Genomic DNA, 13,458 nt, shown 5'->3' with positions numbered 1-13,458 from the left:
ACGAAGGGTGCCGTACCCGATCTTTCGGAAGAAAACGGGAACAGCACGAAGAACCACCGTGAAACCTATGGATCGCTCCGATCGTCCGCCATCTACAGCTGTCACGCATCCGTGGGCGGCATCTCATACATATGTCTGAGAGGGTGCGAGAATGGCGCTGTGAAGGGCGATTACCAAGAACTGGTGGACGAGATCTCCGCGCTCCTCGGTGCGCCGGCGACGCTGGAGAACCGCGATTTCGGTCTGATCGCCTTCGGCGCCCACGACAGCGACGACGACACCGCGATGGACCCCGTCCGGACGCGGTCGATCCTGACCCGGAAGTCGACCCCGGCGGTCCGCACCTGGTTCGAGGGCTTCGGCATCACCCGGGCGACGGGCCCGGTCCGCATCCCGGCCGCCCCGGACGCCGGCGTGTACCGGGACCGCCTCTGCCTGCCCGTACGCCATCGGGGCGTCGTCCTCGGGTACGTCTGGCTGCTCGACGCCGAGCCCGGCCCCACGCCCGACCAGCTCACGGCCGCGATGGAGGTCGCCACCCGGATCGGCGACCTCCTCGCCGACGAGGAGCGCGCGGACGCCGACCTCTCGCGCGAGTTCGCCGCGGTCCTGACCGCCGGGCGCGGCTGGCAGAGCGACATGGCCGTCGCCGCGCTCCGGGTGGCCCTGGGCCCCAGCGCGGACGGCCTGCACACCGTCGTCTGCGTGACCCCCTGGCAGGGCGAGGCACCTTCGATCCGGTCGGTCCCCGGCGCGGCGGCGGTCACCACGCTCCCCGAGGGCGAGTCCCTCGCCGTCCTCGTACGGCTGCGGACGGCCGAGGACCTCGCCCCCGCCCACACGGCCGCCGACCGGCTGCGCGCCGCCGCCCCGGCCGGCATCGCGAACCCCCGCCGGGGCCTCGCCGAGCTCCCGGCGGCCTGGCGCGAGGCCAACACGGCGGCCCGCGCCGCCACGGCCCAGCCGACGCTCGGCCCGGTCGCGGAGTGGGCCGGGATCGGCCCGTACCGCCTGCTCGCGGCGCTCTACCACCCCGAGATCGACCCCGCCGTCGCACCGCTCATCGCCCCCGCCCACGCCGAACTGGCCCGCACCGCCGAGGTGTTCCTCGACAACGCGGGCCAGGCGGGCCGCACGGCGGCGGCCCTGGGCATCCACCGCCAGACCCTCTACTACCGGCTGTCCCGGGTCGAGCAGCTCACCGGCCTGGACCTGGACGACGGCGAGGACCGCCTGCTGCTCCACATGTCCCTGAAGTCGGCCCGGCTCTGAGCACCCGCCCGCACTGAACGACCGCCCCTCCGGGCCGGTTTGTAGGATCTCGCCATGACCACGGGGACCTGGGCACCACCGACGCACACCGAACGGCTGCTGTACGAGGCAGGGGCAGGCGGTGACCGGGCGGCCGTCCTGGACGTCCTCGGGAGGACCCGCCTCTACGTGCTGCAGGCACGGGTGCACGCGGACGCGCCCGGCTACACGCCACCCCTCCCCTCCCGGCGTGACAAGGCCGCCCGGCGCACCGTCGTACCGGTGCTGACCGAGGGCATGCTGCCGGCATGGCACCCGGACTGGGTGTTCAAGCAGACCACCCTCGTCAAACTCGCCGCGGCCTGGCCGAACGACCGGTGGTGGCTGGCAGTCAACCCGGACACCCCGTTCGAGGCCGCGCTCCCCGCCCGAACCGCCGACCGGCGCGCCTGGCAGGAGGCGGGCACCCGGGGCGGCGGACCGGCCCGGCTCCGGCTGCTCACCCATACCGGCGGGCACCTGCACGGGCCGGTCGCGCACGCCCTCGCGCTCGGCGCGCACCTCGCCGTGCTCAACGGCCTGGTGTGGAACGGGCTCGGCGCCCAGTACGAGGACTACCCCACCGACGTCGCCCGGCTGCACCGACCCTGGGCCGTCCACCACCGGGCCGACTTCCGGGAGAAACTGCGGATCCTGATCGCCACCCGGCTCGTCGGCCGAGCCCCCGAGTCCGTTCTCGGGATACGGCGCCGGCTCACCGCGCGCCTCGGCTCACCTCCCACCGCCGAGCAGTGGGCGACGGAGGTCGACGCCGTGTTCGAACGGGACGACCGCTACGGCGAGGACCCGGCCGAGGCCGCCGAGTTCCTGCGCCGGATCACGCACTACGAGGGACGGTTCCGCGCCGACGGCCTCCTCCCGCCGAACGGCCGGGTCGACACCCTCGCCGCCTTCGACCACGGCCGCGCCGTGAACGTCGTACGGCTCGCGCTCGGCGCACGGTACTGCGATCCGCAGGAGGCGGAGGAGTCCCTGCTGAGGGTCCTCGAACCCGCCCGGCAGGCGTACGGCTCCTGGGAGGCGTTCTCGCTGGGCTATCTGCTCGCCCGCCTGATCCACTTCGACGAGGGCGCCCCCGAGCCGATGTACCAGGAGTCCGTGGCCATCCACCGCACCCTCGCCCAGGACCCTGCGAGCCCCTACCGGAACATCCCGTGGTCATGAGCCCCCGCAACCACCCCGACGCCCGGCCCGCCCCGTGGATCCCGCCGTCCGAGACGGAGCAGCTGCTGCACGAGGCGACCCTGCGCGGCGACTACACGGGGCAGCTCCGCGCCCTCGCCGGGGCCGAGCTCTTCATCGGCGCCCCCAAGGCCGAGGTGGACGCCCAGCCGGACACGGTCTTCTGGCGCCCCCGGCAGCTGGCGAAGGGGCTCGTCGCCCGCCCGATCCTCACCCGGGGGATGCTGCCGCCCTGGCACCCGGACTGGGTGTTCCACCGGATCACCCTCAGATGGGCCGCCGAGTTCCACTGGAACGACGCCCGGCTCCTCCTCGCGGTCAACGCCGGCACCCCCGGGCAGGTGCTGCTGCCCACCACGCCCGAGCACCGCGCCTGGTGGCTGCGGGCGTACACCGAGAACGAGCGGGGTACGGACGACCGCTTCGTCGCCCTCCGCCACGGGCCCCTGCACGGCCCGCTCGCCTCCGGACTCGCCTGCGGCGCCCATCTGGCGTTCCACAACGGGGTTCCGTGGAACGACGTCGGCTCGGCCTATGTGGGATACACCGACGAGCTGGAGACCCTCCGCGACATGTGGGGCATCACCGACCGGGCGGGGTGGCGCAAGCAGCTGGACGCGCTCCTCGACGGGCGCAACAGCCCGCCGGAGCCCGACTTCGCCCTGCGGGTCCGCGCGGAGCTGCGGAGCGCGCGCGGCGCACTCCCGTCGCCCGACGAGTGGCGCGAGACGGCGGCCGGGCACGCCCAGGACCTGGGCGCGGGCCCGGCTTCGGTGCTGCACGTGGAGGAGCTGGTGCGCCGCATCGTGCGCTACGAGGCCCGGTTCCGGGCCGACGGACTGCTGCCGCCGGACGGGCGGGTGCGGAAGACGGTCGGGTACGACTACGGCAGGGCGGTGAACCTGGCCCGCTGGGGTCTGTCGGCCCGCTTCTGCGCGCCCCCGGAGGCCGAGCAGGCGATCGTCCACGCGGGGGCGCTGGCCCGGTCGGCCTACGGGTCGTGGCAGGAGTACTCGGCGGGGTACGCGCTGGGGCGGGTGCTGCGTTTCGACGGGGAGGAGTACGGCCCGTTCCACGAGCAGAACGTGGCCGCCCACCGTGTCCTGACGGAACACGAGGGCAGCCCCTGGAGGAACCTCCCCTGGCGCTGAGACTCCGGCCGCCGGCATCTCGGCGGCCCGGGCGCACCGGACGCGACGACTCCTGCCGTGTCCGGCCCTATCGCTCCCCCATCAGGACCTTGAGCCCCTCCGTGAGGTCGTCGGCGCTCGGCGCCGTGTCGGGGTCCACCATCCACTGGATCATGACGCCGGCCGCCAGGGCCTGACAGAGCAGCCCCGCGACCCGGGCCTTCTCCGGGTCGACCGCCGGGTCGATGCCGAGCATGCCCTCGGCCATCCCGAGCCGGCCCTCCCGCTGCGGCTCCTTGATGGCGTCGCGCAGCTTCTCGTCGTCGTCGAGCCGGGTCACGACCTCGGTCTGGAGCTTCCAGACGGGCCGGCTCGCCTCGGCGGCGGCGATGACCTGCTCCCAGACGTCGTGGAAGCGCTGGTACGGGTCGGCCGGCAGCTCCCGCTTCTCCTCACCCTCACCAGCGGGGCCGACCCGCTCCCCCCACTCCTCGGTGAGCGCCAGGAACGCCTGCTGGAGCAGGGCGTCCTTGGAGCCGTAGTGGTAGCCGATGGAGGCGAGGTTGGTGCCGGAGGCGGCGACGATGTCGCGGGCCGTGGTCCGCCCGTACCCCTTCTCCAGGAGGCAGCGCTTGGCGCCTTCGAGCAGGTCTTCCTTGTGTCCCATGACAGCACTGTACCCGGCCGATAGACGCTTGTGTAAGACGAGCGTCTATCGACCGGGTACGGAACTTCGGGGGTGCGTCAGATCAGGTTGACCGAGCGGGCCGAGGCCGCGCCGATCTCGGCCGAGATCTCCGTGAGCACCGCCGCCGGGACGGTGTCGTCCACGGTGAGGACGACGAGCGCCTCGCCGCCCTCCTCCGCGCGCGCCACCTGCATGCCCGCGATGTTCAGACCGGCCTCGCCGAGGATCCGGCCGACCGTGCCGACGACACCCGGGCGGTCCTCGTAGCGCAGCACCACCATGTGGTCGGCGAGCGCCACGTCCACGTCGTAGTCGCCGACCGCGACGATCTTCTGAAGGTGCTTGGGGCCGGCGAGCGTCCCGGAGACCGAGACCTCCTCGCCGTTCGACAGGGTGCCGCGCACGGTGACCACGTTGCGGTGGTCGGGGGACTCGCTGGAGGTGGTCAGACGCACCTCGACACCGCGCTCCTGCGCGAACAGCGGGGCGTTGACGTACGACACCGTCTCGTCGACGACGTCCTCGAACACGCCCTTGAGCGCGGAGAGTTCGAGCACCTTCACATCGTGCTGGGTGATCTCGCCGTACACCTCGACGTCGAGACGGGCCGCGACCTCGCCCGCGAGGGCGGTGAAGATCCGGCCGAGCTTCTCGGCGAGCGGCAGACCCGGCTTCACGTCCTCCGCGATGACACCGCCCTGGACGTTGACCGCGTCCGGGACGAGCTCACCGGCGAGCGCCAGGCGCACCGAGCGGGCGACGGCGATACCGGCCTTCTCCTGGGCCTCGTCCGTGGACGCCCCGAGGTGCGGGGTGCAGACGACCTGGTCGAGCTCGAAGAGCGGGGAGTCCGTGCAGGGCTCCTTCGCGTACACGTCGAGACCGGCGCCGGCGACCCGGCCCTCCTTGAGGGCGGAGAACAGCGCGGCCTCGTCGACGATCCCGCCGCGCGCGGCGTTGACGATGCGGACCGACGGCTTGACCTTGTGCAGCGCCTCGTCACCGATGAGACCCAGGGTCTCGGGGGTCTTCGGCAGGTGGACGGTGATGAAGTCGGCGACCTCCAGGAGCTCGTCCAGGGCCAGCAGCTTCACCCCCATCTGGGCGGCGCGGGCCGGCTGCACGTAGGGGTCGTACGCGACGATCTTCATGCCGAAGGCCGACATGCGCTGGGCGACCAGGACGCCGATGCGGCCGAGGCCGACGACGCCGAGGGTCTTCTCGCTCAGCTCGACGCCCGTGTACTTGGAGCGCTTCCACTCGCCGTTCTTCAGCGCGGTGTTGGCCTGCGGGATGTTGCGCGCGGTGGCGACGAGCAGACCGCACGCGAGCTCGGCCGCGGTGACGATGTTGGACGTCGGCGCGTTGACGACCATCACGCCGGCCTTGGTGGCGGCGGAGACGTCGACGTTGTCCAGACCGACACCGGCGCGGGCGACGACCCGCAGCTTGCCGGCGGCGGCGATGGCCTCGGCGTCGACCTTGGTCGCGGAACGGACCAGGATCGCGTCCACGTCGGCGATGGCGGGCAGCAGTTCGGCGCGGTCCGCGCCGTTGCAGTGCCGGATCTCGAAGTCCGGGCCCAGGGCGTCGACGGTGGCGGGCGACAGCTCTTCAGCGATGAGTACGACGGGTTTCGAGCTCACGTGAGTCCTCACAGATCCAGTGCGGACGGCCGTCCCGACGGCCGCAGGCGGTGGAGGGGGCTTGCCGCGTGAAAGCGCACGACGCTGTGGGCCTGAACGCGAATGTTGTTGAGCAGTGTAGTGGTGCGTCGACGCAGTTCATGCGCCTCGTTGGAAGGATCACCCGTCCGTGGTTGGACGGGCTGTCCAACGATGTGGACAGGGGCCGGACGCACCGTCCGGCCCTCCCCCACGCCCCAGGGGGCGTGGGGGGACCCCCAGCCCGGGAAGGCTTACGCCTCCTCGTCGTTCACCCAGCTCATGAGCTTGCGCAGCTCCTTGCCGGTGGTCTCTAGGAGGTGGTTCTCGTCCTGGGTCTTGTACTCGTTGTACTTCTTCAGACCGCCGTGGTACTCGGCCATCCACTCCTTGGCGAAGGTGCCGTCCTGGATCTCCGCGAGGACCTTCTTCATCTCGGCCTTGGTGGCGTCCGTGATGATCCGCGGGCCGGTGACGTAGTCGCCCCACTCGGCCGTCTCGGAGACCGACCAGCGCATCTTCTCCAGGCCACCCTCGTACATGAGGTCGACGATGAGCTTCAGCTCGTGGAGGCACTCGAAGTACGCGATCTCCGGCTGGTAGCCGGCCTCGGTCAGGGTCTCGAAGCCCGCCTTGACCAGGGCCGCGGTGCCACCGCAGAGAACGGCCTGCTCGCCGAAGAGGTCGGTCTCGGTCTCCTCGGTGAAGGTCGTCTTGATGACGCCGGCGCGGGTGCCGCCAATGCCCTTGGCGTACGAGAGCGCCAGCGCGAAGGCGCTGCCGGTCGCGTCCTGCTCGACGGCCGCGATGCACGGAACGCCGCGGCCCTCCTCATACTGACGACGGACCAGGTGGCCCGGGCCCTTCGGGGCGACCAGGGCGACGTCGATGCCCTCGGGCACCTTGATGAAGCCGTAACGGACGTTCAGACCGTGGCCGAAGAAGAGCGCGTCGCCCTCCTTCAGGTTGTCCTTGATGGACTCCTCGTAGACCTGGGCCTGGATCGGGTCCGGGGTCAGGATCATGATGAGGTCGGCCTCGGCGGCGGCCTCGGCGACGGAGACCACGCGCAGGCCCTGCTCCTCGGCCTTGGCCTTGGACTTCGAGCCCTCCTGCAGACCGACGCGGACGTCGACACCGGAGTCACGGAGCGACAGCGCGTGGGCGTGGCCCTGGCTGCCGTATCCGATCACCGCGACCTTGCGGCCCTGGATGATGGACAGGTCGGCGTCGTCGTCGTAGAACAGCTCGGCCACTGGGTATCTCCTTGAGGTGCTGGTGTTGCGTCCCACCGTACGGCGGGGAGCGGGAGGAAAGTTTTCGGGTCTCGTCAGTCGGACCGGCGGATGGACCGCCGGTTGACCTTCGATGACTCTGAGGCGATGACTCTCAGGCGCTGCGGTCGAGGGCCCGGAGGGACCGGTCCGTGATGGACCGGGAACCACGCCCTATGGCGATCGTGCCGGACTGCACGAGCTCCTTGATGCCGAACTGCTCCAGCATCTTGAGCATCGCGTCGAGCTTGTCACTCGAACCGGTGGCCTCGATGGTGACCGCCTCGGGCGAGACGTCCACGGTCTTGGCGCGGAACAGCTGGACGATCTCGACGATCTGGGAGCGGGTCTCGTTGTCGGCGCGGACCTTCACCAGGACGAGCTCGCGCTGGATCGCAGCGCTGGGCTCGAGTTCGACGATCTTCAGGACGTTGACCAGCTTGTTGAGCTGCTTGGTCACCTGCTCCAGGGGCAGGTCCTCGACACTGACCACGATAGTGATCCGGGAGATGTCGGGGTGCTCGGTGATGCCGACGGCGAGGGAGTCGATGTTGAAGCCGCGGCGCGAGAACAGGGCGGCGATCCGGGCGAGGATGCCGGGCGTGTTCTCGACGAGAACGGAGAGCGTGTGCTTGGTGGACATGGTCTGGGTCTCTTCCTTTTCGCTCTGCTTCGTTCCGCGCTTCAGTCGTCTTCGCCGTCGCCGAAGTCGGGGCGGACGCCCCGGGCGGCCATGACCTCGTCGTTCGAGGTGCCGGCGGCGACCATCGGCCAGACCTGGGCGTCCTCGTGGACGATGAAGTCGATGACGACCGGACGGTCGTTGATGGCGTTGGCCTCGGCGATGACCTTGTCCAGGTCGGCCGGGTCCTCGCAGCGCAGGGCGACACAGCCCATGGCCTCGGACAGCTTGACGAAGTCGGGGACGCGAGTGCCCTTGTTCGCCTGGATGTCGTCCGGGCCGGAGTGCAGGACGGTGTTCGAGTAACGCTGGTTGTAGAAGAGGGTCTGCCACTGGCGGACCATCCCGAGAGCGCCGTTGTTGATGATGGCGACCTTGATCGGGATGTTGTTCAGGGCGCAGGTGGTGAGCTCCTGATTGGTCATCTGGAAGCAGCCGTCGCCGTCGATCGCCCAGACCGGGCGGTCGGGCATGCCGGCCTTGGCGCCCATCGCGGCGGGGACCGCGTACCCCATCGTGCCGAGGCCGCCGGAGTTCAGCCAGGTGGCCGGGCGCTCGTAGTCGATGAAGTGGGCGGCCCACATCTGGTGCTGGCCGACGCCCGCGGCGAAGATCGTGTCGTCGGGGACGAGCTGGCCGATGCGCTGGATGACCTGCTGCGGCGAGAGGCTGCCGTCCTCCGGCAGGTCGTAGCCGAGCGGGTAGGTCTCGCGCCAGCGGTTCAGGTCGCTCCACCAGGCGGCGTAGTCGCCCTTGTTGCCCTCGCTGTGCTCGGCCTGGACGGCCTGCACCAGGTCGGCGATGACCTCGCGGGCGTCACCGACGATCGGGACGTCGGCGGTGCGGTTCTTGCCGATCTCGGCCGGGTCGATGTCCGCGTGGACGATCTTGGCGTACGGGGCGAAGCTGTCGAGCTTGCCGGTGACGCGGTCGTCGAAGCGGGCGCCGAGGGCGACGATCAGGTCGGACTTCTGCAGGGCGGTGACGGCGGTGACCGCGCCGTGCATGCCGGGCATGCCCACGTGCAGCGGGTGGCTGTCCGGGAACGCGCCGAGCGCCATCAGGGTCGTGGTGACCGGGGCGCCGGTGAGCTCGGCGAGGATCTTCAGCTCGGCGGTGGCGCCGGCCTTGAGGACGCCGCCGCCGACGTACAGGACGGGGCGCTTGGCCGCGCTGATCAGCTTGGCGGCCTCGCGGATCTGCTTGGCGTGCGGCTTGGTCACCGGGCGGTAGCCGGGCAGGTCGGTCTGCGGCGGCCAGCTGAAGGTGGTCTTCGCCTGCAGGGCGTCCTTGGAGATGTCGACCAGGACCGGGCCGGGGCGGCCGGTGGAGGCGATGTGGAAGGCCTCGGCGATCGTCCGCGGGATGTCCTCGGCCTTGGTGACCAGGAAGTTGTGCTTGGTGATCGGCATCGTGATGCCGCAGATGTCCGCCTCCTGGAAGGCGTCCGTGCCGATCGCCTTCGAGGCGACCTGGCCGGTGATCGCGACGAGCGGGACCGAGTCCATGTGCGCGTCGGCGATCGGGGTGACGAGGTTGGTCGCACCGGGTCCCGAGGTCACCATGCAGACGCCGACCTTGCCGGTCGCCTGGGCGTAGCCGGTGGCCGCGTGGCCCGCGCCCTGCTCGTGGCGGACCAGGATGTGGCGCACCTTCTTCGAGTCCATCAGCGGGTCGTAGGCCGGGAGGATGCAGCCACCGGGGAGACCGAAGATGGTGTCCGCGCCCACCTCTTCGAGAGAACGGATGAGGGACTGCGCGCCCGTGACGTGCTCGACGGCGGTGGCGGCCTGAGCGCCGCTACGGGGCCGCGGCTGCGGATGGTGCCCGGTGGCCTGGTCGGTCATCAGCATCTCTTCTCGAAGCAGAGGGTTTTACGAGGGTTTGGGACGATTTTCGGGTGAGCCAGTGCAACAAAAAACCCCTCGTGCCGTGAGGCAAGCGAGGGGAGCGCGTCGGGTGCGTTTCAAGCGGGGCCTACGGTGGCCCTGCTTCAGCCGACGCGCTTTCCAAGTACGAGAATTCGGGTGCGCATGGCACTGACCCTCCCTCTCAGCCCTCACCACTGTCAAGTGGGTGGGACGGGCGTCTCAGTATTTGAGCGGAACGGGGGATGGTTTCCGACACGGACGGGGACCGCTCCGGGCAGCGGGTACTCGTCCCGTACGAGCGCCCTGCGCAGCCGGTACTCGTCGAGCGGGCCCGAGAAGGCCATGCCCTGGGCGTGGCTGCAGCCCATGGCCCGCAGCGCGACGACCTGCTCCGGTACGTCGACGCCCTCGGCGACGGTCTGCATCCCGAGCTCGCCCGCGATGCGGAGCACCCCGCGGGTGATCTTGCGGAGCCGGGCCGACTCGACCACGCCCTCGACGAGCCCGCGGTCCAGCTTCAGTATGTCGACGGGAAGCCTCCGGAGGGCGTTGATCGCCACATGTCCGCTGCCGAATCCGTCGAGCGCGATCCGCACCCCGAGACGGCGCAGGGCGACCAGCCGCTGTTCCAGCTCGTCGAGCGGGATGCGGGGGTCGCTGTCGGCGAGCTCGACGATCAGCGAGCCCGACGGCAGGCCGTGCCGGGTGAGCAGCGACTCGATCGAGCCGAGCGGCAGCGAGCGGTCCAGGAGCCGGCGGGCGGAGAGCCGGATGGACACCGGCGTGCGATGGCCGATTCCCGCCCGCTCGGCAGCCTGCTCGACGGCCTCCTCCAGAAGCCACCGACCGAGCTCCGCGGTGCGCTCGCTGTCGTCGGTGACCCGGAGGTACTCGGCGGGGGTGAAGAGAATGCCCTGGGTCGAGCGCCAGCGCGCCTGGGCGCTGACGGCGGAGATCCGGCCGGTGGCGAGGTCGACGACCGGCTGGTGGAGCAGGGCGAACTCGCCGTCGTGGAGCGCGGTGCGCAGGCGGGCGGCCAGTTCCGTCCGGCGTACCACGTCGGCCTGCATCTGGGGCGCGTAGAGCTCGACGCGGTCCTTGCCGGCCGCCTTGGCCCGGTACATGGCCAGGTCGGCGTTGCGCAGGAGGTCGCCGGCCTCCATGCCGGGCTCGGCGAAGGCGACGCCGATGGAGGCGGCGACCCGCACCTCGTTCCTGCCCCCGTCGACGCGGTACGGCCTGGAGAGCGTGAGCCGGAGACGGTCGGCGATCTCCTGGACCTGGTTCCGGCGGGCCGCCTGGTCGCGGCCGCCGTCGCCGAGGATGAGGGCGGCGAACTCGTCGCCGCCGAGCCGGGCGGCGGTGTCCCCGGCGCGCACGGAGTCGTGGAGGCGGCGGGCGGCCTGGACGAGGAGGTCGTCCCCCGCCTGGTGGCCGAGGCGGTCGTTGACGCCCTTGAAGCCGTCGAGGTCGATGAAGAGCACGGCCGTGCCCGGGTCGGAGGCGCGGCGGCCACCGAGGGCCTGCCGGACCCGCCGGGTGAAGAGCGCCCGGTTGGGCAGGTCGGTGAGCGGGTCGTGCTCGGCGTTGTGCTGCAACTGGGCCTGGAGTCGCACCCGTTCGGTGACGTCACGGCTGTTGAAGATCAGGCCGCCCTGGTGACGGTTGACCGTCGATTCGACGTTGAGCCAGTCTCCCCCACTCTCGGCTTCGCCCGAGCGGGAGGTGCCCCCATGGCCCGAGCGGAAACGGCACTCGATCCGGGTGGTGGGCTCCTCTGCGGGCGAGACGGCCAGGAAGCGCCGTACCTCGTGGACGACGGCGCCGAGGTCCTCGGGGTGGATGAGCGAGGCCAGCTCGGAGCCGATCAGCTCCTCCGCGTCCCGTCCGTACACCCCGGAGGCGGCCGGGCTGACGTAACGGAGTATCCCGTTCGGCGCGGCGATCATGATGACGTCGCTGGAGCCCTGCACGAGTGACCTGAAGTGGTTCTCCTTCTGGGCCAGTTCATGGGTCAGGGCGATGTTGTCGAGGAGCATGATGCCCTGCCGTACGACCAGGGCGAGGACCACCGTGCAGCCGGCGAGGACGACGACACGGTCGACCCTGCGCCCCTCCACGACGTTGTAGAGGATGCCGAGGGTGCAGACCGCCGCGGCGAGGTACGGAGTGAGGGCGGCGAGCGAGCCGGCGACCGGCCTGCTGTGCAGCCACGGTCCGCGCGCGGGGGCGGCGCTGTCCGGGAGACGGCGCACCCCCCAGGGCGCGTAGGCGAGCAGGAGGGAGCCGGCGAACCAGCCCGCGTCGAGCAGTTGTCCCGAGGCGTAGTTCTCGCGCAGCAGCGGCGAGGTGAACAGGGCGTCGCACAGGACGGTCAGGGCGAGGGCGGCGATCGCGGTGTTGGTCGCCGAGCGGTTCGCCTGCGAGCGCCGGAAGTGCAGGACCAGGACCATGCTCACCAGCACGATGTCGAGCAGCGGGTACGCGAGCGACAGCGCGGCCTGGGAGACGGACTCTTCCTGGAAGTGGGCGGTACGGGCGAGGGCGAGGCTCCAGGAGAGCGTCAGCAGCGAGCCGCCGATGAGCCAGGCGTCCAGTCCGAGGCAGACCCAGCCGGCCCGGGTGACGGGCTTCTTGGCCAGGACGAGGAGGCCGACGATGGCCGGCGGCGCGAAGAGTAAGAAGAAGAGGTCGGCGACGGAGGAGTCGGGCACCTCCGTGCGGAGCACGACCTCGTACCACCCCCACACGGCGTTGCCCGCGGAGGCCATGAACGAGGAGAAGGCGAAGAGCAGCCAGGCGGGGCGGGCGCTGCCGCGGTGCGCGCGGCCGTAGAGGAAGCAGGAGACCGCGGCGGCGAGGGCGGCGGCGCTGAGTCCGAAGTCACCCATGAAGAGCGCGAGTCCCGGTGAGCCCCAGCCGAGCGAGGCGCCGGTCGTGTAGCCCGCGCAGATCAGCCCCAGGGCGATCTGGGCGAGGACGCCGCCGGCGCCGGGGCGCCCGGCGTCCCGATGGCCGGAGTCGCCGCCGCCGCTGACGGGGCGGCGCGTGAGGACCGCCCCGGGCGCGCTCACCGGCCCCTCCGGCGCCGGGCCACCGCACCCTGCCACCTCGTGCGGGCGCGCCCGCGGCTCGTCGGCGCGCCCGGGTGCGTGCCCGTCGCAGTCGTGGGGGCCTGCCGGGTCCCGTACGGCACCGGCCTTCCGCCCGACCGGGGCGGTCGGCCCCGGTACGGCGCCCGGCTCCGGCTTCCGTACGCCAGGGGCGAGCGGTTCCGGCACGACGCCCGGCTCCGGCTTCCGAACGCCAGGGGCGAGCGGTTCCGGGACGGCGGCGCCGGAGGCCGCGCAGGCGTGGTTCGGCGCGTGGGCGCCATGGGGCGCGGGGCTCCCCTGAGGATCGCCGGGGCCCGGTGGTTCGGCACCGTGGCCTTCGGCTCGGGAGTCCGGTCCGGTGCACGGTCCGGCGCCCTGCCCGGCCTGCGCACCGGCGTCCGTCCCGCCCTCCGGTCCGGCGCCCGGCGGCTCGGTGGCGCGGGGCGCGCGGTGTGGCGCGGCCTGGTCCGGCACGGAATGCGCGAGGCCGGTGGTGAGGCGCGGAAGGCTTGCCGGCGGCGGCGTCGCCGCGTCGGATCGTCGGTCCTTCGGCCGTGCTTC

The 13,458-nt window shown here is 71.6% G+C and carries 9 protein-coding genes; 3 read left to right on the top strand and 6 right to left on the bottom strand.

Annotation, left to right across the window (positions count from 1 at the left end):
- Positions 1 to 159 precede the first annotated feature (159 nt).
- Genes OG514_RS21075 through OG514_RS21065 form a run of 3 tightly spaced genes read left to right on the top strand, consistent with a single transcriptional unit; the run spans position 160 to position 3,644 of the window.
- Positions 160 to 1,272 (top strand): CdaR family transcriptional regulator, encoded by a 1,113-nt coding sequence (locus tag OG514_RS21075; protein ID WP_266897015.1) that lies wholly within the window; start codon positions 160 to 162, stop codon positions 1,270 to 1,272.
- A 54-nt stretch (positions 1,273 to 1,326) separates the two neighbouring features.
- Positions 1,327 to 2,475 (top strand): DUF1266 domain-containing protein, encoded by a 1,149-nt coding sequence (locus OG514_RS21070; RefSeq protein ID WP_266897013.1) that lies wholly within the window; start codon positions 1,327 to 1,329, stop codon positions 2,473 to 2,475.
- Positions 2,472 to 3,644 carry a DUF1266 domain-containing protein gene (locus tag OG514_RS21065; protein WP_266897011.1) on the top strand — a complete coding sequence of 391 codons (1,173 nt, stop codon included), beginning with the start codon at positions 2,472 to 2,474 and terminating at the stop codon, positions 3,642 to 3,644. Before OG514_RS21070 ends, OG514_RS21065 begins: the two co-directional genes overlap by 4 nt.
- Positions 3,645 to 3,711: 67 nt before the next feature.
- Here OG514_RS21065 and OG514_RS21060 read toward each other — a convergent pair whose 3' ends face one another.
- The 6 genes from OG514_RS21060 to OG514_RS21035 form a co-directional block, all read right to left on the bottom strand.
- Entirely contained in the window at positions 3,712 to 4,290 is a 579-nt protein-coding gene (locus OG514_RS21060) for a TetR/AcrR family transcriptional regulator (RefSeq protein ID WP_266897009.1), read from the bottom strand.
- Between the two features lie 77 nt (positions 4,291 to 4,367).
- On the bottom strand, positions 4,368 to 5,957 hold the full coding sequence (gene serA, locus OG514_RS21055) for a phosphoglycerate dehydrogenase (protein WP_266897007.1): 1,590 nt from the start codon (positions 5,955 to 5,957) through the stop codon (positions 4,368 to 4,370).
- A gap of 272 nt (positions 5,958 to 6,229) precedes the next feature.
- On the bottom strand, positions 6,230 to 7,231 hold the full coding sequence (gene ilvC, locus OG514_RS21050; protein WP_266897005.1) for a ketol-acid reductoisomerase: 1,002 nt from the start codon (positions 7,229 to 7,231) through the stop codon (positions 6,230 to 6,232).
- Between the two features lie 133 nt (positions 7,232 to 7,364).
- On the bottom strand, positions 7,365 to 7,892 hold the full coding sequence (ilvN, locus tag OG514_RS21045; RefSeq protein ID WP_266897003.1) for an acetolactate synthase small subunit: 528 nt from the start codon (positions 7,890 to 7,892) through the stop codon (positions 7,365 to 7,367).
- Between the two features lie 41 nt (positions 7,893 to 7,933).
- Positions 7,934 to 9,784 carry an acetolactate synthase large subunit gene (locus OG514_RS21040; protein ID WP_266897001.1) on the bottom strand — a complete coding sequence of 617 codons (1,851 nt, stop codon included), beginning with the start codon at positions 9,782 to 9,784 and terminating at the stop codon, positions 7,934 to 7,936.
- Positions 9,785 to 9,999: 215 nt separating this feature from the next.
- The gene (locus tag OG514_RS21035; protein WP_266900910.1) at positions 10,000 to 12,771 is read right to left on the bottom strand and encodes a bifunctional diguanylate cyclase/phosphodiesterase; all 2,772 of its coding nucleotides are present in this window, start codon (positions 12,769 to 12,771) and stop codon (positions 10,000 to 10,002) included.
- Positions 12,772 to 13,458 lie beyond the last annotated feature (687 nt).

Source organism: Streptomyces sp. NBC_00572 (assembly GCF_026341815.1).
Lineage (GTDB): Bacteria > Actinomycetota > Actinomycetes > Streptomycetales > Streptomycetaceae > Streptomyces.
The sequence above is the reverse complement of the archived record's forward strand: the minus strand, read 5'-3'. Positions and strand labels throughout refer to the sequence as shown.